The following is a 19,268-nucleotide window of genomic DNA, read 5'->3' on the forward strand; positions in this document are numbered from 1 at the left end:
GAGGGCGATATGCCAGGCCCCTTCCCCGCCACGGTCTTCTTCGACCTGGGCGACACCCTGATCTTCACCACTGGCGGCGTGCGCCAGCGCTACGCCGACACCCTGGACTGCCTGCAGATCCTCAAGGCCCGCGGCTATCGCCTCGGCCTGATCAGCAACCAGGCGGCAGGAACGACACTCGCCGACATCCAGGCACTGCTCGAGCAGCTGCGCCTGGCGCGCTATATCGAGCCCGAGCTGGTCACCCTGTCCACCGAGATCCCGGGTAACCTCGGCAAGCCGGCGCAGCCGATCTTCGACCTGGCGCTGGCCAAGGCGCAGCACTCGGCGGCCAGCGGCAGGGCGATCTTCATCAGCGAAGCCCCGGCGGACGTAATGGCCGCACGGGGTTTCGGCTGGCGGGCGATCCTCAAGCGCAATGCCGGTGCCTGCGTGCCGGGCGACGGCGAGTGCGTCGGCAGCCTGGCCGGGCTGCTCGGCCTGCTGCCGGCGCTGGCCGACCTGGCGGGCGGCAACCTCGACCTGGCACCACCGCCACGCCTCGTGGATGGCCTGTGGGCGGTGCCCATCGATATCGCCCGGATCAACGCCAGCCTGCGCTTCGATGCGGCGACCCAGCAGGCGACGGGCGATGCGACCCTGGAGTTCCGCCTCGGCGCCAATGCCGGCTGCCCCATCTTCGACCTGCGCCAGACCCCGACCGGCGCCTGGCTCGATGGGGCGCCGCTCGCCCTCACCGAAGTGACGGGCCACGACTTCGGCGGCGGCGCCAATGCCAATCTGCGGGTGCTCGCCCGGGTGCTGGAAGCCGGCAGCAGCCACAGCCTGCGCCTGACCTATGGGCTCGGCATGCCGCAAGCCTCGATGGCCGGCTCCTACCTGCCACAGATCACCTGGAGCGCCGGCCCACGGCTGGTGTTCAACTTCGGCTTCACCGACCTGGGCGCCGGACGCTACCTGGAGGCCTTCGTCCCGGCCAACCTCATCTACGACCAGTTCGTGCTGGAGCTGGAGCTGCAACTGGTCAACACCCCCATCGCCCACACGCCGATCAGCAATGGCACCATCACCCCGCTCGGCAGCAACCATTGGAGCATCGCCTTCCCTGCCCGCTACACGGCCCTGTCGCCGCTGCTGGAGCTGCGTGCGACGGACAGCCTGCAAAGCACCACGGTCAATGTGGCGCTGCCGGTCTCGGGAACCAACGTGGCGGTAACCGCCTGGAAGCTGGCCAGCAGCCCCGTGGACCTGGTCGCCCAGGCCAACGCCATCGCCGGCTTTCTCGTCGCCAACGAAAACAGCTCGGGACGCTACATCCACGGCGGGCGCTTCACCGCCTTCATCCACCAGGGCGGCATGGAGTACGAGGGCGGCACCACGACCGGCACCGGGCCACTGCGCCACGAGACTTTCCACAGCTGGTGGGCGCGCGGCCTCAAGCCGGCGAGCCAGCCGGACGCCTGGTTCGACGAGGCCTGGACGGTCTACAACGACAACGGTGCGGCTGGCGTGCTGCCGTTCAACTTCGCCAGTCCCGCCGTGGCGCTGTGTTCACGTAATCCGTGGGTACGCATCACCCATATCGACGCCTATGGCGCCGGCGAACGGGTCTGGAAAGGCGTGGCCGCCCTGGTGGGAGCAGCCAGTCTTCGCGACCTGTTGCGCGCCTTCTACCTGGCGCACTATCCGCGCCCGGTGCGTACCGAGGACATCGAGTGCCACCTGGTCGCGCGCACCGGCAATCCGGATTGCGTGGATGCCTTCCACCGCTTCGTCTATGGCTTCGGCGACCCGTCGCCATTGCCTGACCTCTGGATTCGCGACGACGCGACGGACCCCGGCGCCAACGACTGGGCGGGCCGCTTCTGGGACTCGCCGGACCTGTGGATTCGCAATCGCGATGACGGCGGCCTGGTTCACCAGAACCTCGAGTACGGCCAGGACAACTGGATCCATGCGCGGGTGCGCAACCGTAGCGCCTCGGCCAGCGCCCGCCACCTGGTGGTCAGTTTCAATATCAAGCAGTACGCCGGAAGCCAGTTCGTCTACCCCGCCGATTTCCTGCCCGCCGTCACCGCCGTGGCGGCCTTCGACCTCGGTCCCGGCGAGACGCGCATCGTCAAGGCACGCCTGCCGCGCAACTCGATACCGCCGGTGGGTAGCCACCCTTGCCTGCTGGCCAGCGTGCTGACGCGCTTCGACCGTCCGCTCGCCGGGCGTCATGTCTGGGAACAGAACAACCTGGCGCAGAAGAACCTGAGCGTGGTCGACCTCGCGCCGAACGCCTGGATTGTGCTGCCACTCCTGGCCATCAACCTGCGTCCGCGCCTGTCGCGCACCGTGGAGCTGGAGCTGATCCGGCCAGCGGGCCTGGATACCCTGGCGGCCAGCCTGCTGGTGGAGAAACGCGCGCTGCCAACGCCACTGAGGAGCGCCGCTGCCGTGCTGCCCCGGGCACCTGCCCCGACACGCCCTGCTCCCCTGGACTGCGCCTGTGGCGACCACGCGGCTCCGGCCGACGCCGAACCGGCGCTGCTGACCAGCCATGCGCCGGAACGCCTGGCCGAAGCCTTTCCCGGCGCCCTGGAACTGGCCTTCGCCCCCGGCAAGCGCGCGCAACTGCCGGTGCTGCTGCGCCCAGCCGAGTCCCTGCGCGTGGGCCTGCGGGTCAAGGTGCCGCCGAACGCCAAGCGGGGTACGCGCTTCACCGTCGATCTGGTGCAGCGGGAGAACGGGAAGATAGTGGGCGGTGTGGCGCTGGAGGTGCGGGTGAGCTAGTCAGGTACGGCAGGGAATCCCTGCCTGGCTGGGCCCGGCTGACCTGCGGTTCAGTCCCGATCCTTCTGCGCCTGGTGCAGCTTGCTTACCAGTTCGGCCTCGGCCTTGGTCAGGCCGCAGGATTGGGTGAGGTCCTCGACGCTGGCGCCGAGGCCGACCAGGCGGGCGGCCTGGCTGAAGGACAGGCTGCTGGGGTCGCGCTGTTCGATCTGGTTGAGCTTGTCCGGCAGCGGCGCCACCAGGCGGCGCAGCTCGTGCAGCTCCTCGCCCATGCGAACGCTGCCGTCCACGAAAGTGTCCAGGCGCTTGACCAGCTCCTTGAGCTTTTGGTCGCGCACGGCGTCGCGCTCGGCCTGGGCCGCCACTTCCTCGCGCAGACGCCTGGCCAGCCGATGGCTGACGTAGCCCAGGCCCATGCAGGCCAGAGCCAGGGCCGCCGCGAGCAGTGCGATCCAGATCAACTCAGATACTCTCCAGCTCCGACCATTCTTCCTCGCTCATCATCTTGTCCAGCTCGACGAGGATCAGCAGTTCGCCGTTCTTGTTGCAGACGCCCTGGATGAACTTGGCGGATTCGTCGTTGCCGACGTTGGGTGCGGTCTCGATCTCCGACTGGCGCAGATAGACCACCTCGGCCACGCTGTCGACCAGGATTCCCACCACCTGCTTGTCCGCCTCGATGATGACGATGCGGGTGTTGTCGGTCACCGGCGCCGGGCCCAGGCCGAAGCGCTGGCGGGTGTCGATCACGGTCACCACGTTGCCGCGCAGGTTGATGATACCCAGCACATAGCTCGGCGCCCCCGGCACCGGGGCGATCTCGGTGTAGCGCAGGACTTCCTGCACCTGCATCACGTTGATGCCGTAGGTTTCGTTGTCCAGGCGGAAAGTCACCCATTGCAGGATGGGATCTTCGGCACCTTGAGCGGACGATTTCTTCATGTTCCCTAGCCTCTCTTGAGCCACCGCTGGGCGGCGTTCGCGGGTTCGGCCCGCTGTTGTGTTCCTATGGGGCCCCGTGCACCACGGGGCCTCCCCTCAATTCAGCGACATGCGCCTGATGGCGCCGCTGGCGATCAGTTCGGCCAGGGCCGAGACGTCCAGCAGCGCACACATATGCTCGATCACGGTACCGGCCAGCCAGGGCCTCTGGCTACGCTGGCTGCGCCATTTGATTTCGCTCGGATCCAGGCGGATCGAGCGGCTGACCTGATGCACCGCCAGGCCCCACTCGTAGCCCTGCACCGAAATCACGTACTGCAGGCCTTCGCGGAAGTCGTCGCGATAGCGTTCGGGCATCACCCAGCGCGCAGTATCCAGGACCTTCAGGTTGCCGGCCTGGCACGGCAGGATGCCGAGGAACCAGTCCGGCTGGCCGAACAGCGGGGTCAGCTCCTGCCCTGCCAGCGGGTAAATGGAGCCCAGCGAGACCAGCGGCACCGCCAGGGTCAGGCCGGCGACATCGAACAGCAGGCACTCGAAGGGTTCCTCACCCCAGGCCGGACGGCCACCTGCCAGCGCCGGGATATCCAGCGACTGGGAACCCGGCGCGCTGAGCTCCACCAGCGGCTCGACACGAGCCTGCACAGGTTCGGCCACCGAAACGGCGGGCACCAGGAACTCCGGTTCCCACTCGGGCTCCGGCTCGAACTCCACGTCGACCGGCGCGATCACCGGCGCAACGGTCAGCTCGGGCGCCGCCAGGGGCGTCTCGGCGAGCACGCGGGTCAGGCGCGCGTCGCGCACCTGCTCCTCCAGCACCGCGGCTTCGAACTCTTCCCGGCTGATGCTTTCGGCCAGCTCGACCGAAGCCTCCTGCAGCAACGCATCCAGGTACGACTGCAGGGCCAGTTGCGGGCGGGTGGCGGTAGCGAGGGGACGACTCATGTTGGGAACCCACGGGATTGATCTGTACAGCCTATCGGCAGCCGACGCCCTTCACTTGAGCCCCGGCGATCGGCGAGACGACTCACCTCAAGCCACCTGGGCAGCCAGCTGCTGGCCGAGCAGGTGCTTGAGCAGGGCGCGGTAGGCGATCACGCCGCGGCTGTTGGCATCGTACTGGGACGGCGTGACGCCGGCACGGCTGGCATCGCGCAGGCGGGTATCCACCGGGATATAGGCTTGCCAGAGATGCTCCGGGTAGTTATTGCGCAGCACCTTGAGGGTATTGAGCGAAGCCTGGGTGCGCCGGTCGAAGAGGGTCGGCACGATGCTGTAGGGCAGCGCCTGCTTGCGCGAACGGTTGACCATGGCCAGGGTGCTGACCATGCGTTCCAGGCCCTTCACCGCGAGGAACTCGGTCTGCACCGGGATGACCAGCTGCTGGCTGGCGGCCAGGGCGTTGACCATGAGCACGCCGAGCAGCGGCGGGCTGTCGATGATGGCATGGTCGAACTGCTGCCAGAGCTGGGTCAGGCTTTTGGCGACCACCAGGCCGAGGCCGTTCTGCCCCGGCGACTGGCGCTCCAGTGTGGCCAGCGCGGTGCTCGACGGCAGCAGCGAAATGCGTTCGTGGCTGGTCGGCAACAGCAGTTCGCGCGGCAGGCCATCGGGCACGCCGCCCTGGTTCAGGAACAAGTCGAAGCAGCTGTGCTCCAGGCTGTCCGGGTCGTGCCCGAAATAGCTGGTCATCGACCCATGGGGGTCGAGGTCCACCACCACCACGCGCTTGCCAGCGTCGGCCAGCAGACCTGCCAGGGCGATCGATGTGGTGGTCTTGCCGACTCCACCTTTTTGGTTGGCTACTGCCCAGACTCTCATCTTCTTCATCCTCCCGGCTGCGCTGCTGCGCCGAGAATCAGCACCTGGCCTAGGGGGCCGGTGACGGGGAATTGACGGCACCCGTTGCAGGGGCCTGTGCTGGCGCTGCTGGTGCAGGTTGCGTGCCAGCCCTCTGCAAGGCGGCATCCGGCCTGGCATTGGCGCTGCCGACGCCGCTGACGCTGCGGCGCACATCGAGATTGCGGGAAATCACCAGCACCACCCGGCGATTGCGTGCCCGGCCTTCGGCCGTGGCGTTGTCGGCCACTGGCTGGAACTCGCCATAGCCCACCGCGGCCAGGCGTTCCGGCGCCACGCCTTGCACGGAGAGCATGCGTACTATGCTCGCGGCCCGCGCCGTGGACAGCTCCCAGTTCGACGGAAATTGCGTGGTGGCGATGGGCAGGTTGTCGGTGAAACCCTCGACATGCACCGGGTTGCCATAGGGCGCCAGAATCCTGGCGACCTTCTCGATCAGGGTGAAAGCGACGTCGTTGGGAATGGCATCGCCACTGGGAAACAGCAGGCTGGAGTTCATCTCGATCTCCACCCAGAGCTCATTGCCGCGCACGCTTAACTGGTCGGACTTGATCAGGTCGCCGAAGGCATCGCGCATGCTCTGGGCGATTTCCTGCAAGGGGTCGGCACCCGGATCGTCAATGGCGGTCTGGCTGCGCTCGCTCTCCTCCGCCATGGACCGGTCCTGCTCGGTGGTGCGCGGTTTTTCCTCGCCCACCGGGATCGGCTTGACCGAACGATCCGGCTGGTTGAACACGCCCACCAGGGTTTCCGAGAGGATCTTGTACTTGCCTTCGTTGATCGAGGAGATGGAGTACATCACCACGAAGAAGGCGAACAGCAGGGTGATGAAGTCCGCGTAGGACACCAGCCAGCGTTCGTGATTCTCGTGTTCTTCCTGATGCCGCCTGCGCGCCATGGTCCGCCCCTCAGTCCATGAAGCCTTGCAGCTTCAGTTCGATGGACCGCGGGTTCTCGCCCTCGGCGATGGAAAGGATGCCCTCCAGCAACATTTCGCGGTAGCGCGACTGGCGAATGGCGAGGGACTTCAGCTTGTTGCCGATGGGCAGCAGCAGCAGGTTGGCGAAGCCCACGCCGTAGATGGTGGCGACGAAGGCCACGGCTATGCCGCCGCCCAGTTGGCTGGGATCGGCCAGGTTGCCCATGACGTGGATCAGGCCCATGACGGCGCCGATGATGCCGATGGTGGGCGCATAGCCGCCCATGCTCTCGAACACCTTGGCAGCTTGCAGATCGCGGCCCTCCTGGGTGAACAGATCGACTTCGAGGATGCTGCGGATGGACTCCGGCTCGGCGCCATCCACCAGCAGCTGCAGGCCCTTGCGGGCGAAGGGGTCGGGCTCGCTGTCGGCCACCGGCTCCAGGCCCAGCAGGCCTTCCTTGCGCGCGGTCATGCTCCAGTTCACCACGCGGTTGATGCCACCGGCGAGGTCCAGATGGGGCGGGAAGAGGATCCAGCGAAAGATGCCCAGGGCGCGTTTGAAGATGCTCATGGGCGTCTGCAGGAAAGCCGCGCCCAGGGTACCGCCCAGCACGATGAGCGCCGCCGGCCCGTTGAGCAGGGCCGCGGCGTGACCGCCTTCGAGGTAGTTGCCGCCGATGATGGCAACGAAGGCCAGGATTACCCCGATGAGGCTCAGTACATCCATTACCTGGGTTTCTCCATTACATGCAGGCCTCGACCAGGTGCCGGCCGATGTCGTCCAGGCCATAGACGGCGTCGGCCAGGTTGGCCTTTACCACCGCCATGGGCATGCCGTAGATCACGCAGCTGGCCTCGTCCTGGGCCCAGACCTGGCTGCCGCCCTGCTTGAGCAGGCGCGCGCCTTCACGGCCGTCCGCGCCCATGCCGGTGAGCACCACGGCGAGGACCTTGTCCGTGTAGGACTTGGCCGCCGAGCCGAAGGTGATATCCACGCAGGGCTTGTAGTTCAGGCGCTCGTCGCCCGGCAGGATGCGCACCACGCCACGGGCGTCGACCATCATCTGCTTGCCGCCGGGGGCCAGCAGGGCCAGGCCGGGGCGCAGCACATCGCCGTCTTCGGCTTCCTTGACGGAAATCCGGCAGAGCTTGTCCAGGCGTTCGGCGAAGGCCTTGGTGAAGGCCGCCGGCATGTGCTGGATCAGCAGCAGCGGCGCCGGGAAGTTGGCCGGCAGTTGGGTCAGCACCCGCTGCAGCGCTACCGGCCCGCCGGTGGAGGTGCCGATGGCCACCAGCCGGTAGGCCTTACGCTTTGGGGCGTGGGAGCTCGTCGGCGCGGCATGGCCGACATGGCTCGGCTGCGCGGACACCGCAGCCGGCGCGGCTGCCGGGCGGGCAGGACTGCTGGTCGCCGGCAGCGGATGCGGTGTGCTGCTGAAGCTGCTGTAGCGGCGGTTGCTGCGGGCGATGCTGTGGACCTTCTCGCAGAGCAGTTGCTTGACCTTCTCGGGGGTGCGCGAGATGTCCTCGAAGTTCTTCGGCAGGAAGTCCACCGCGCCGGCGTCCAGCGCGTCGAGGGTGACGCGGGCGCCTTCGTGGGTCAGCGAGGAGAACATCAGCACCGGCGTCGGGCAGCGCTGCATGATGTGCCGCACCGCGGTGATGCCGTCCATCATCGGCATCTCGTAGTCCATGGTGATGACGTCCGGCTTGAGTGCCAGCGCCTGGTCGATGGCCTCGCGGCCATTGGTGGCGGTACCCACCACCTGGATATTGGGATCGGAAGAAAGGATTTCCGAGACACGGCGGCGGAAGAACCCGGAGTCATCCACCACCAGAACCTTGACTGCCATATGAATAAAGCTCCTTGCGGGCGGCCATTCCCGGCCGCCCATGATCAGCCGCGGCGTGCGTAGTGCTTGAGCATGCTCGGCACGTCGAGGATCAGGGCAATGCGGCCGTCGCCGGTGATGGTGGCGCCGGACATGCCCGGCGTGCCCTGGAGCATCTTGCCCAATGGCTTGATCACCACCTCTTCCTGGCCCACCAGCTGGTCGACCACGAAGCCGATGCGTTGGGTGCCCACGGAGAGGATCACCACATGCCCCTCGCCCTGCCCCTCGACGGTGGCGTCACGCACCAGCCAGCGCTTGAGGTAAAACAGCGGCAGGGCCTTGTCGCGGACTATCACCACTTCCTGGCCGTCCACCACGTTGGTGCGGGACAGGTCGAGGTGGAAGATTTCGTTGACGTTGACCAGCGGGAAGGCGAAAGCCTGGTTGCCCAGCATCACCATCAGGGTCGGCATGATCGCCAGGGTCAGCGGGACCTTGATGACGATCTTCGAGCCGGAGCCCTTCTGCGAGAACACGTTCACCGTGCCATTGAGCTGGGAGATCTTGGTCTTCACCACGTCCATGCCGACACCACGGCCGGAGACGTCGGAAATCTCGGTCTTGGTCGAGAAGCCCGGGGCGAAGATCAGGTTGTAGCACTCCAGCTCGGTCAGGCGCTCGGCGGCGTCCTTGTCCAACAGCCCCTTCTCCACCGCCTTGGCGCGCAGGACGGCCGCGTCCATGCCCTTGCCGTCGTCGGTGATCATCAGGAGGATGTGATCGCCTTCCTGTTCGGCGGAGAGCACCACCCGGCCGGTACGCGGCTTGCCGGCGGCCTCGCGCTCCTCGGGGGACTCGATGCCGTGGTCGACGGCGTTGCGCACCAGGTGCACCAGCGGGTCGGCCAGGGCTTCGACCAGGTTCTTGTCCAGGTCGGTGTCCTCGCCCACCAGCTCGAGGTTGATTTCCTTCTTCAGGTTGCGCGCCAGGTCGCGGACCAATCGCGGGAAGCGGCCGAAGACTTTCTTGATCGGTTGCATCCGGGTCTTCATCACCGCGGTCTGCAGGTCGGCGGTGACCACGTCCAGGTTGGACACGGCCTTGGCCATGGACTCGTCGCCGCTGTTCAGGCCCAGGCGCACCAGGCGGTTACGCACCAGCACCAGCTCGCCGACCATGTTCATGATCTCGTCCAGGCGCGCGGTGTCGACCCGCACGGTGGTCTCCGCTTCGCTGACTGCGGCGGCAGCGTTGCCGGCAGGCGACGCGCTGGCCTGGCGCGGTGCGGGCTCGACGGCCTTGGCCACCGGCTTGGGCTCGGCCGCCGAGCGGCTCGCCAGCGCGGGTGCGGGAGTCGGAGCCGGCGCGGCCACTGGCCTTTCGACGGCGCCGGTGAAGGAGCCCTTGCCATGGAGCTGGTCCAGCAAGGCTTCGAATTCGTCGTCGGTGATGTTGTCGCCACCAACGGGCGCAGGCGCCGACGGCGCGACCGGCGCAGCAGGCGTACTGGGGGGGGCGTCCACCGCACCGCCGAACTTGCCCTTGCCATGCAACTGGTCGAGCAGGTCCTCGAACTCGTCGTCGCTGATCTCGTCGCCGGCGCCCGCAATGGCCACGGCCGGGGCGCTGGCATGAGCGGCGACCACGGCTTCCGGCTCCGTAGCGGCGACGAACTTGCCCTTGCCATGCAGTTGGTCGAGGAGCGCTTCGAATTCGTCGTCGGTGATTTCGTCGGCAGCAGCGATGACGGGTTCGGCAGCGCCGCCGACGTTATCGCCCAGGGCGTCCAGCAGCTCTTCAAACTCGCTGTCGGTGATGTCGGCAGCGGCTGCGACAGCCGCCGGAGCAGTGGTCACAGGCGCCACCGGGGTGGCCGGTGCGGCTACGGGTTCGGCGCCGCCCGGCTCGGCCAGGCGCGCCAGCGCGGCGAGCAGCTCGGGCGTGGCGGGCGTCGGTTCGGCACGCTCGCGCACTTCGCTGAACATTTCGTTGACCGTGTCCAGGGCCTGCAGCACCACGTCCATCAGCTCGGCATCCACGCGGCGTTCGCCCTTGCGCAGGATGTCGAAGACGTTCTCGGCGATATGGCAGCACTCCACCAGGGCGTTGAGCTGGAGGAAGCCAGCGCCACCCTTCACGGTGTGGAATCCACGGAAAATCGCGTTGAGCAGGTCCATATTGTCCGGGCGGCTTTCCAGCTCGACCAACTGCTCGGACAATTGCTCCAAAATCTCGCCGGCCTCTACCAGAAAGTCCTGGAGGATTTCTTCATCGGCGTCGAAGCTCATATGAGCGCTCCCTAAAACCCAAGGCTGGATAGCAGATCGTCGACGTCGTCCTGTCCGGACACCACGTCTTCCCGTATATCGGCATGGATCTGCGGACCTTCACCCCTGGAAGGACTTTTTTGTTGTTCTTGCTCGGCACGCAGCGCGGCATGGTCGTGCTCGATGCCGGCATAGCGGTCCACCTGGCTGGCCATCAGCACCAGCTTGACCAGGTTGCTTTCCACCTCGGTGACCAGTTGGGTGACGCGCTTGATCACCTGGCCGGTGAGGTCCTGGTAGTCCTGGGCGAGCAGGATGTCGTTGAGCTTGCCGGACAGCGCATCGGAGTCGCGCTGGCTGCGAGCGAGGTACTGCTCGATGCGGCGCGCCAGGGCACGGAAGCCATCCGCGCCGATTTCCCGGCGCATGAAGCGCCCCCACTCCTCGCCCAACTGCTGGGCCTCGTCGCTCAAACCAGCGAGCAGCGGCGCGCTCTCCTCCACCAGGTCCATGGTGCGGTTAGCGGCCTTCTCGGTCATCTGCACCACGTAGGAAAGCCGGTCGGTCGCGTCGGCGATCTGCGACATCTCCTGGGCATGAGGCAAGTGCGGGTCGATCTGGAAGTTGACGATGGCGTTGTGCAGTTCGCGGGTGAGCTTGCCGACTTCCTGGTACAGGCCGCGGTCGCGGACGTGATTGAGTTCGTGGATGAGTTGCACGGCGTCTGTGAATTTGCCCTTCTCCAGGCTGTCCACCAGTTCCCGCGCACGGACTTTCAGGGTCGACTCGAAGTCTCCCAGCAGGGTTTCGTTATGGTCCATTGTGCCCTCGCGGCCGACATCAGCCGTTGACCCGCTCGAAGATCTTCTCGATTTTTTCTTTCAGGACCTGGGCGGTGAAAGGCTTGACCACATAGCCGTTCACACCGGCCTGGGCCGCTTCGATGATCTGGTCGCGCTTGGCCTCGGCGGTCACCATCAGGACCGGCAGGTGCTTCAGGCGCTCGTCGGCGCGCACGGCGCGCAGCAGGTCGATGCCGGTCATGCCTGGCATGTTCCAGTCGGTCACGAGGAAGTCGAAGTTGCCGCTGTGCAGCATCGGCAGCGCCGTGGTGCCATCGTCGGCTTCGGCGGTATTGGTGAAACCCAAGTCGCGCAAGAGGTTCTTGATGATGCGTCTCATCGTCGAGAAATCGTCAACGATGAGGATTTTCATATTCTTGTCCAAGTCGACCTCCGTACAGTCTCAAACGCCCCTCTTGCCGGGTGCGCCGTTCAAATCTGGAATCGGTGTTGCCGTTCAGCGTGCGCGCCATTCGCTCAGCCGGGCACGCAGACGGGCTGCGCACTGGCTGTGCAACTGGCTGACCCGCGATTCGCTGACCCCCAGCACTTCGCCGATTTCCTTCAAGTTCAATTCTTCGTCGTAGTACAGCGCCAACACCAGGCGCTCGCGCTCCGGCAGGTTCGCGATGGCGTCCGCCAGCGCGGCCTGGAAGCGTTCTTCTTCCAGATCATGGGAAGGTTCGAGTTGGGTGACGCCGGCGTCCTCGTGCGCCCCGCCGTGCTCGCCTTCCTGCAACAGGTCGTCGAAGCTGAACAGGCGGCTGCCCAAGGTGTCGCTCAGGATGCCGTAGTAGTCTTCGAGACTCAATCCAAGTTCGGCAGCAACCTCCTGATCTTTAGCGTCGCGTCCGGTCCGCGCTTCGATGGCGCGGATCGCGTCACTCACCATGCGGGTGTTGCGGTGCACCGAGCGCGGCGCCCAATCGCCCTTGCGGACTTCGTCGAGCATGGCGCCACGGATGCGGATGCCGGCGTAGGTCTCGAAACTGGCACCTTTGCCGGAGTCGTACTTCTTCGAGGCTTCGAGCAGACCGATCATCCCGGACTGCATCAGGTCTTCCACCTGGACGCTGGCGGGCAAGCGCGCCAGCAGGTGGTAGGCGATGCGCTTGACCAGGGGGGCGTAGCGCTCGATCAGCTGATGCTGCGAATCCCGTGCCTGTGCCTTGCTGTACATACGCAGCCCCGTAGCGGGTGTCATACGGGAGTGTCCACAGACGGCTGTTTGACCAGCCGCTCGACGAAGAACTCCAGGTGGCCCCGCGGGTTGGCCGGCAGCGGCCAGCCGTCGACCTTCTGTGCGATGGCCTTGAAGGCCAGCGAGCACTTGGACCGCGGGAAGGCTTCATAGACCGCGCGCTGCTTCTGCACGGCCTTGCGCACCGACTCGTCGTAGGGGACGGCGCCAACGTACTGCAGGGCGACGTCGAGGAAGCGGTCGGTGACCTTGGTCAGCTTGGCGAAGAGGTTGCGCCCCTCCTGCGGGCTGTGGGCCATGTTGGCCAGCACGCGGAAGCGGTTCATGCCGTAATCGCGGTTGAGCAACTTGATCAGCGCGTAGGCGTCGGTGATGGAGGTCGGTTCGTCGCAGACCACCACAATCACTTCCTGGGCCGCGCGGACGAAGCTCACCACCGAATCGCCGATACCGGCGGCGGTATCGATCACCAGCACGTCGAGGTTGTCGCTGATGTCGCTGAAGGCCTGGATCAGGCCGGCGTGTTGCATGGACGAGAGGTGCACCATGCTCTGGGTGCCGGAGGCCGCCGGGACGATGCGGATGCCGCCCGGCCCCTGCAACAGCACGTCGCGCAGGTCGCATTCGCCATTGATCACATCGGCCAGGGTGCGCTTGGCGGTGAGGCCGAGCAGGACGTCGACGTTGGCCAGGCCGAGGTCGGCGTCGAGCAACATGACGCGGCGACCGAGATCGGCCAGGGCCAGCGAAAGGTTCACCGACACATTGGTCTTGCCGACGCCGCCCTTGCCGCCGGTCACCGCGATCACCTGTACGGGATGCATACTTCCCATTTCAAATACCTTGTCTTAGGGGCTGTCTAGCACCATCCAATCTGGAACGCCTCAAACTCTTCAACCGGCGCGCCGCGCCGGATTCTGGTAAAGCCCGGCGAACAGATCGGCCATGGCTTCCTCGCTCGGGTCTTCCGGTGCCTGGAGGCTGACCGCCCGGCTCACCAGCTGGTGGTTGCGGGGAACCTGCAGATCATCCGGAATTCGCGGTCCGTCGGCCAGATAGGCTACCGGCAGATGCTGGCCGATAGCCAGCCCCAAAACCTCGCCCAGGCTGGCCGCTTCGTCCGCCTTGGTAATGATGCAGCCGGACAGGCCGCAACGCTTGTAGCTGTGATAGGCCGCCTTGAGCACCTGGCTCTGGCTGGTGGCGGCCATCACCAGGTAATTCTTCGCATTTATCGCCCGGCTGGCCAGGGCTTCGAGCTGCATGGCCAGGGCCGGGTCGTTGGCCGGCAGACCGGCAGTATCGATCAACACCACGCGCTTGCGCGCCAGCGGCGCCAGGGCCTGGGTCAGGGACTGGCCAGGATCGACCAGGGTGACCGGCACGTTGAGGATGCGGCCGAGGGTCTTGAGCTGCTCCTGGGCGCCGATGCGGAAGGCGTCCATGCTCACCAGGGCGACGCTCTGGGCGCCGTACTTGAGCACATAGCGCGCGGCCAGCTTGGCCAGGGTGGTGGTCTTGCCCATGCCGGCCGGGCCGACCAGGGCGATCACCCCGCCCTCTTCCAGCGGCTCCTGCTGCGGCGTGCGGATGGCGTGGGCCAGGTGCGCCAGCAGCATGCGCCAGGCCTGGCGCGGCTCCTTGACGTTGGCGACCTTGTCCAGCAGGACGCGGCCCAGTTCGGCCGGCAGGCCCATGCGCTGCAGGCGGCGCCAGAGGCTAGCCTGCTGCGGACGGCGGCTCTGCATCTGGCCCCAGGCGATGGAACCCAGCTGCACTTCGATCAGTTCGCGCAGGCCGCTCAGCTCGAAGCGCATGGCGTCCAGCGCGGCCTGGTCCACCGCAGCGGGCTTCGGCGCGCCGACCGGTTCCATCACCGGCCGGGCGGCCGGGCGTGGCCGGCTCAGGGCCGCCTCGAGGGTGGACTCCGGCAGCTCCGACTCGATGGCGGTCAGCGGCTCGCCGGCGAACAATTGGCGGTCCTTGCCGGCATCGGCCTGTGCGCGCGTGGCCAGATCGGCCTGGGCCTGGAGGATACGCGCCTGGGTCTTGCGCAGCTCGGCTTCCAGGGCCGGGTTGGGCTTGCTCGGCGCCGGGGCAGGCAGCGGGTAGTCCAGCGCGGCGGTCAGCTCGACACCGCCGGCGACCCGGCGGTTGCCGATGATCGCGGCGTCGGCGCCCAGTTCATCACGCACCAGCTTCATGGCTTGACGCATATCGGCGGCGAAGAAACGTTTGACCTGCATGGCCCTTGACCTCGGTTAGTTCTGCCCCACAGTCGCAACTATGGTGACCTGCTTGTTGTCCGGTATTTCCTGGTAGGCCAGTACGTGCATGGTCGGCACGGCGAGCCTTGCGAAGCGCGACATCATCGCCCGGATCGGCCCGGCCACCAGCAGGATCGCCTGCTTGCCGAGCATTTCCTGGCGCTGCGCCGCTTCCACCAGGGAACGTTGCAACTTTTCGGCCATTCCGGGTTCGAGGAGAACGCCATCATCCGAACCCTGTCCGGCCTTCTGCAGACTATTGAGCAATATCTGTTCCAACCTGGGCTCCAGGGTAATTACAGGCAGCTCCGGCTCTAGTCCCACAATGCTTTGCACGATTGCACGGGACAGCGAGACGCGCACCGCCGCCACCAGCGCGGCGGGATCTTGACTCTTGGGCGCGACATTGGCGATGGCCTCGGCGATGGTGCGGATATCGCGCACCGGCACCTGCTCCTGCAGCAGTGCCTGGAGCACCTTGAGCAAGGTGGACAGCGAGACCATGCCCGGCACCAGCTCCTCGGCCAGGCGTGGCGAGCTCTTGGCCAGCAATTGCATGAGCTGCTGCACCTCCTCGTGGCCGAGCAGCTCGTGGGCGTGCTTGTGCAGCACCTGGTTGAGGTGAGTGGCGACCACGGTGCTGGCGTCCACCACCGTGTAGCCGAGGGATTGCGCCTGGTCGCGCTGACTGGCGTCGATCCACACCGCCTCCAGGCCGAACGCCGGATCCTTGGCGGCGATGCCATTGAGGGTGCCGAACACCTGGCCGGGGTTGATCGCCAGTTCGCGGTCCGGGTAGACCTCCGCCTCGGCCACGCTGACGCCCATCAGGGTCAGGCGGTAGGCATTGGGCAACAGGTCGAGGTTGTCGCGGATATGCACCGACGGCATCAGGAAGCCCATCTCCTGGGACAACTTCTTGCGCACGCCCTTGATCCGCGCCAGCAATTGGCCGCCCTGGTTGCGGTCCACCAGCGGGATCAGCCGGTAGCCCACCTCCAGGCCCACCAGGTCCACCGGGGTCACGTCGTCCCAGCCCAGCTCCTTGGTTTCCTGGGCGCGCTGGGCCGGCAGCAGCTCCTGCTGGCGCTTCTCTTCCTGGACCGCCGCCTCCTTGACCTGCTTCTGCTTCTGCCAGATCCACCAGGCGCCGCCGGCGGCCACCAGGCCGAGGCCGACGAAGGACACGTGCGGCATGCCCGGCACCAGGCCCATGGCGATGAGGATCGCGGCGGACACCCCCAGCGCCTTGGGCGAGGCGAACATCTGCCGGTTGACCTGCTGGCCCATGTCCTCGGAGCTGGACACCCGGGTGACCATGATCGCCGCCGCGGTGGACAGCAGCAGCGAGGGAATCTGCGCCACCAGGCCGTCGCCGATGGTCAGCAGGGAGTAGATGCGCCCGGCGTCGCCGAAGCTCATGCCGTGCTGCAGCATGCCGATGGCCATGCCGCCGATCAGGTTGATGAAGAGGATCAGCAGACCGGCGATGGCGTCGCCGCGGACGAACTTGCTGGCGCCGTCCATGGAGCCGTAGAAGTCGGCTTCCTGGGACACCTCGGAGCGGCGCTTCTTGGCTTCGGCCTGGTCGATCAGGCCGGCGTTGAGGTCGGCGTCGATGGCCATCTGCTTGCCGGGCATGGCGTCCAGGGTGAAGCGCGCGCTCACCTCGGAGATACGCCCGGCGCCCTTGGTGACCACCACGAAGTTGATGATCATCAGGATCGCGAAGACCACGATGCCGACCACGTAGTTACCGCCCACCACCACGTCGCCGAAGGCCTGGATCACCTTGCCGGCGGCGTCGTGGCCATCCTGGCCGTGGAGCAGCACCACGCGGGTGGAGGCCACGTTCAGCGCCAGGCGCAGCAGGGTGGCCACCAGCAGGATGGTGGGGAAGACGGCGAAGTCGAGCGGCCGCATGGCGTAGACGCAGACCAGCAGAACGACGATGGACAGGGCGATGTTAAAGGTGAAGAAGACGTCCAGCAGGAAAGGCGGCACCGGCAGCGTCATCATGCCCAGCATCACCAGCACCAGCAGCGGTACCCCGAGGTTGCCGCGCCCCATGCCCACCAGGTTGTTGCGGACATTGCCGATCAGTTGCGTACGATCCACTGCTGCTCCCCTACTCCTTGCTCGGATTGGCGCTCCGCCCATCCAATCTTTTGACGCGCGAACGCGGCGTCACAGCGCGTGTGCAAGAAGCCTTCCAACTTCGTTAAGGAGCTGATTCAAAAGAATTAACTCGGGAAACGCCGCGTAGGGGCGAATTCATTCGCCAAGCAAACCTCAGGTCTGCCCCACGGCCTCGATGGGGGCAGCTTCGCCGCCCTTGGCGAATGAATTCGCCCCTACAGGGAGAGCGTTCCCTGCGCCCCTGGCATCACTCGTCCCGGCGCAGGTCCGCGGGGATCGGCAGGTCGTGCAGCGGCGCCGGGCGTTTGCCGCGGCCGGCACGGAATTGCTTGAGCTGGTAGACGTAGGCCAGCACCTGGGCCACCGCCAGATAGAGGCCAGCGGGGATTTCCTGGTCCAGCTCGGTAGAGTAGTAGACCGCCCGCGCCAGGGCCGGGGATTCCAGCACCGTCACCTGGTTCTCCTGGCCGATCTCGCGGATCTTCAGCGCCGTGAAATCGCTGCCCTTGGCCAGCAGCAGCGGCGCTCCGCCCTTCTCGGCGTCGTACTTCAGCGCCACGGCGAAGTGGGTCGGGTTGGTGATGATCACGTCGGCCTGGGGCACGGCGGCCATCATGCGGCGCTCGGCCATTTCCCGCTGCAGGCGGCGAATGCGCGACTTGACCTCGGGCTTGCCCTCGCTGTCCTTGTACTCGTCGCGCACTTCCTGCTTGGTCATCATCAGCTTCTGCTTGTTGTCCCAGAGCTGGAAAGGCACGTCCACGGCGGCAATCAGGATCAGCCCACAGGCCAGCCACACCGCACTCCAGCCCACCACCTGGACGCTGTGCAGGATGGCCATGTCCAGCGGTTCGTGGGCGATGGCCAGCAGGTCGTCGCGGTCGGAATTGAGCACCGCCAGGGCCACCAGCAGGATCACCGCGAACTTGGCCAGGGCCTTCAGCAGTTCCGCCAGGGAATGCAGGGAGAACATCCGCTTGAGCCCGGACAGCGGATTCATCCGGCTGAACTTGGGCGCCATGGCCGCGGTGGAAAACAGCCAGCCGCCCAGGGAAATCGGACCGGCGATGGACACGATCAACAGCGTGATCAACAGCGGCAGCACCGCGTCCAGGGCCAACTTGCCCGAGGCCAGCAGCCAGATGGCCATGCTGCGCTCGTCCATCAGCACCGACCGCGACAGGTCGAAGTTGGACTGCATCATCTTCATCAGCATGTCGGCCATGCCGCCACCCGTGGCCAGCACGCCACCGGCTCCGGCCAGGGTCACGGCGAGGGTATTGAGCTCGCGGGAACGGGCGATCTGGCCCTTGTCGCGGGCCTCCTGCAACCTTTTACTTGTGGGCTCTTCGCTTTTGTCCGCCCCGCTCTCACTTTCTGCCACGGCTCACCTCAGCAGTAGGCCCGGAAATCCGCCGGGACGGGCAAGTCGTTGTTCATCGCGCCCTCGCCAGCTCGCGCATGAGCTGCAGGGCATCGCTGGCCAGGACCTGGTACTGGGCGAGGACGTCAGCCATCCCGATCCAGACGATCACCAGGCCCAGGGCCAGGGTCAGCGGGAATCCGATGGAGAAGATGTTCAGCTGCGGCGCCGCGCGGGTCATCACGCCGAAGGCCAGGTTGACCACCAGCAGCGCGGTGATCGCCGGCAGCGACAGCAGCAGCCCGGCGCCCATCACCCAGCCAAGCTTGCCGGCCACTTCCCAGTACTGCGCCGTCAACAGTCCGCCACCCACCGGCAGGGTGACGAAGCTTTCGGCGAGCACCTCGAACACCACCAGGTGGCCATTCATGGCGAGGAACAGCAGGGTTACCAGCATCAGGTAGAACTGCCCGAGCACCGGCACCGAGACGCCGTTGGTGGGGTCGACCATGGAAGCGAAGCCCAGGCCCATCTGCATGGAGATGATCTGCCCGGCCACCACGAAGGCATGGAAGAACAGCTGCAGGACGAAGCCGAGCAAGGCGCCCACCAGCACTTGCTCGCCCACCAGCAGCAGGGTGCGCAGGCTGATGGCGTCCACCTGCGGCATCGGTGGCAAGGTCGGCACCAGCACTATGGCAATGGCCAGGGCCAGGTACAGGCGCACCCGCAGCGGCACCAGCTGGGTGCCGATCACCGGCATGGTCATCAGCAGCGCGGCGATGCGGAACAGCGGCAGCAGGAAACTGCCGACCCAGCCACCGATCTGCGCATCGCTGAGCTCGAACATGG

The 19,268-nt window shown here is 66.4% G+C and carries 17 protein-coding genes; 1 reads left to right on the top strand and 16 read right to left on the bottom strand.

Features of this window, described 5'->3' with window-relative positions:
* The first annotated feature begins 9 nt into the window (after positions 1-9).
* Positions 10-2,778, top strand: coding sequence for a hypothetical protein (locus E8F12_RS26520; protein ID WP_280328198.1), 2,769 nt, complete (start codon positions 10-12; stop codon positions 2,776-2,778).
* 50 nt (positions 2,779-2,828) lie between these two features.
* Here E8F12_RS26520 and E8F12_RS26525 read toward each other — a convergent pair whose 3' ends face one another.
* The 16 genes from E8F12_RS26525 to fliR all read right to left on the bottom strand — a co-directional run bounded on the left by E8F12_RS26525 (position 2,829) and on the right by fliR (position 19,266).
* Positions 2,829-3,194: a DUF2802 domain-containing protein gene (locus tag E8F12_RS26525; RefSeq protein WP_280328384.1), complete on the bottom strand. Its 366-nt coding sequence runs from the start codon at positions 3,192-3,194 to the stop codon at positions 2,829-2,831.
* Positions 3,195-3,240: 46 nt separating this feature from the next.
* Entirely contained in the window at positions 3,241-3,720 is a 480-nt protein-coding gene (locus E8F12_RS26530) for a chemotaxis protein CheW (protein WP_016493839.1), read from the bottom strand.
* Between the two features lie 96 nt (positions 3,721-3,816).
* Positions 3,817-4,665, bottom strand: coding sequence for a CheW domain-containing protein (locus tag E8F12_RS26535; protein ID WP_280328199.1), 849 nt, complete (start codon positions 4,663-4,665; stop codon positions 3,817-3,819).
* Between the two features lie 87 nt (positions 4,666-4,752).
* Positions 4,753-5,541, bottom strand: coding sequence for a ParA family protein (locus tag E8F12_RS26540; RefSeq protein WP_280328200.1), 789 nt, complete (start codon positions 5,539-5,541; stop codon positions 4,753-4,755).
* Positions 5,542-5,590: 49 nt separating this feature from the next.
* On the bottom strand, positions 5,591-6,478 hold the full coding sequence (motD, locus tag E8F12_RS26545) for a flagellar motor protein MotD (protein WP_280328201.1): 888 nt from the start codon (positions 6,476-6,478) through the stop codon (positions 5,591-5,593).
* 10 nt (positions 6,479-6,488) lie between these two features.
* Positions 6,489-7,229 carry a flagellar motor protein gene (locus tag E8F12_RS26550; RefSeq protein WP_280328202.1) on the bottom strand — a complete coding sequence of 247 codons (741 nt, stop codon included), beginning with the start codon at positions 7,227-7,229 and terminating at the stop codon, positions 6,489-6,491.
* 16 nt (positions 7,230-7,245) lie between these two features.
* The gene (locus E8F12_RS26555) at positions 7,246-8,355 is read right to left on the bottom strand and encodes a chemotaxis response regulator protein-glutamate methylesterase (protein ID WP_280328203.1); all 1,110 of its coding nucleotides are present in this window, start codon (positions 8,353-8,355) and stop codon (positions 7,246-7,248) included.
* Positions 8,356-8,399: 44 nt separating this feature from the next.
* Positions 8,400-10,625 carry a chemotaxis protein CheA gene (locus E8F12_RS26560; RefSeq protein ID WP_280328204.1) on the bottom strand — a complete coding sequence of 742 codons (2,226 nt, stop codon included), beginning with the start codon at positions 10,623-10,625 and terminating at the stop codon, positions 8,400-8,402.
* 11 nt (positions 10,626-10,636) lie between these two features.
* The gene (locus E8F12_RS26565) at positions 10,637-11,425 is read right to left on the bottom strand and encodes a protein phosphatase CheZ (RefSeq protein ID WP_280328205.1); all 789 of its coding nucleotides are present in this window, start codon (positions 11,423-11,425) and stop codon (positions 10,637-10,639) included.
* A gap of 19 nt (positions 11,426-11,444) precedes the next feature.
* The gene (locus E8F12_RS26570) at positions 11,445-11,819 is read right to left on the bottom strand and encodes a chemotaxis response regulator CheY (protein WP_003083073.1); all 375 of its coding nucleotides are present in this window, start codon (positions 11,817-11,819) and stop codon (positions 11,445-11,447) included.
* An 84-nt stretch (positions 11,820-11,903) separates the two neighbouring features.
* Positions 11,904-12,650, bottom strand: a complete 747-nt coding sequence (gene fliA, locus E8F12_RS26575; protein WP_280328206.1) for an RNA polymerase sigma factor FliA — start codon at positions 12,648-12,650, stop codon at positions 11,904-11,906.
* Positions 12,647-13,480: a flagellar synthesis regulator FleN gene (gene fleN / locus E8F12_RS26580; RefSeq protein WP_280328207.1), complete on the bottom strand. Its 834-nt coding sequence runs from the start codon at positions 13,478-13,480 to the stop codon at positions 12,647-12,649. Before fleN ends, fliA begins: the two co-directional genes overlap by 4 nt.
* A 60-nt stretch (positions 13,481-13,540) precedes the next feature.
* The gene (gene flhF / locus E8F12_RS26585) at positions 13,541-14,893 is read right to left on the bottom strand and encodes a flagellar biosynthesis protein FlhF (protein WP_280328208.1); all 1,353 of its coding nucleotides are present in this window, start codon (positions 14,891-14,893) and stop codon (positions 13,541-13,543) included.
* Positions 14,894-14,908: 15 nt separating this feature from the next.
* The gene (gene flhA / locus E8F12_RS26590) at positions 14,909-17,032 is read right to left on the bottom strand and encodes a flagellar biosynthesis protein FlhA (protein WP_280328209.1); all 2,124 of its coding nucleotides are present in this window, start codon (positions 17,030-17,032) and stop codon (positions 14,909-14,911) included.
* Positions 17,033-17,300: 268 nt separating this feature from the next.
* Positions 17,301-18,437 (bottom strand): flagellar biosynthesis protein FlhB, encoded by a 1,137-nt coding sequence (flhB, locus tag E8F12_RS26595; RefSeq protein WP_280328210.1) that lies wholly within the window; start codon positions 18,435-18,437, stop codon positions 17,301-17,303.
* 52 nt (positions 18,438-18,489) lie between these two features.
* On the bottom strand, positions 18,490-19,266 hold the full coding sequence (fliR, locus tag E8F12_RS26600) for a flagellar biosynthetic protein FliR (RefSeq protein ID WP_280328211.1): 777 nt from the start codon (positions 19,264-19,266) through the stop codon (positions 18,490-18,492).
* Positions 19,267-19,268 lie beyond the last annotated feature (2 nt).

The sequence above is a fragment of the Pseudomonas sp. BN102 genome (assembly GCF_029871245.1).
Classification (GTDB): Bacteria; Pseudomonadota; Gammaproteobacteria; order Pseudomonadales; family Pseudomonadaceae; genus Metapseudomonas.

Bases quoted from the DNA above. Each gene is read 5' to 3' on its own strand.
- fleN (WP_280328207.1), bottom strand. From the start codon at position 13,480: ATGGGAAGTATGCATCCCGTACAGGTGATCGCGGTGACCGGCGGCAAG.
- E8F12_RS26525 (WP_280328384.1), bottom strand. From the start codon at position 3,194: ATGGGCCTGGGCTACGTCAGCCATCGGCTGGCCAGGCGTCTGCGCGAG.
- fliR (WP_280328211.1), bottom strand. From the start codon at position 19,266: ATGTTCGAGCTCAGCGATGCGCAGATCGGTGGCTGGGTCGGCAGTTTC.
- fliA (WP_280328206.1), bottom strand. From the start codon at position 12,650: ATGACACCCGCTACGGGGCTGCGTATGTACAGCAAGGCACAGGCACGG.
- E8F12_RS26555 (WP_280328203.1), bottom strand. From the start codon at position 8,355: ATGGCAGTCAAGGTTCTGGTGGTGGATGACTCCGGGTTCTTCCGCCGC.
- motD (WP_280328201.1), bottom strand. From the start codon at position 6,478: ATGGCGCGCAGGCGGCATCAGGAAGAACACGAGAATCACGAACGCTGG.
- E8F12_RS26520 (WP_280328198.1), top strand. From the start codon at position 10: ATGCCAGGCCCCTTCCCCGCCACGGTCTTCTTCGACCTGGGCGACACC.
- E8F12_RS26535 (WP_280328199.1), bottom strand. From the start codon at position 4,665: ATGAGTCGTCCCCTCGCTACCGCCACCCGCCCGCAACTGGCCCTGCAG.
- flhF (WP_280328208.1), bottom strand. From the start codon at position 14,893: ATGCAGGTCAAACGTTTCTTCGCCGCCGATATGCGTCAAGCCATGAAG.
- E8F12_RS26565 (WP_280328205.1), bottom strand. From the start codon at position 11,425: ATGGACCATAACGAAACCCTGCTGGGAGACTTCGAGTCGACCCTGAAA.
- E8F12_RS26530 (WP_016493839.1), bottom strand. From the start codon at position 3,720: ATGAAGAAATCGTCCGCTCAAGGTGCCGAAGATCCCATCCTGCAATGG.
- E8F12_RS26570 (WP_003083073.1), bottom strand. From the start codon at position 11,819: ATGAAAATCCTCATCGTTGACGATTTCTCGACGATGAGACGCATCATC.
- E8F12_RS26540 (WP_280328200.1), bottom strand. From the start codon at position 5,541: ATGAGAGTCTGGGCAGTAGCCAACCAAAAAGGTGGAGTCGGCAAGACC.
- E8F12_RS26550 (WP_280328202.1), bottom strand. From the start codon at position 7,229: ATGGATGTACTGAGCCTCATCGGGGTAATCCTGGCCTTCGTTGCCATC.
- E8F12_RS26560 (WP_280328204.1), bottom strand. From the start codon at position 10,625: ATGAGCTTCGACGCCGATGAAGAAATCCTCCAGGACTTTCTGGTAGAG.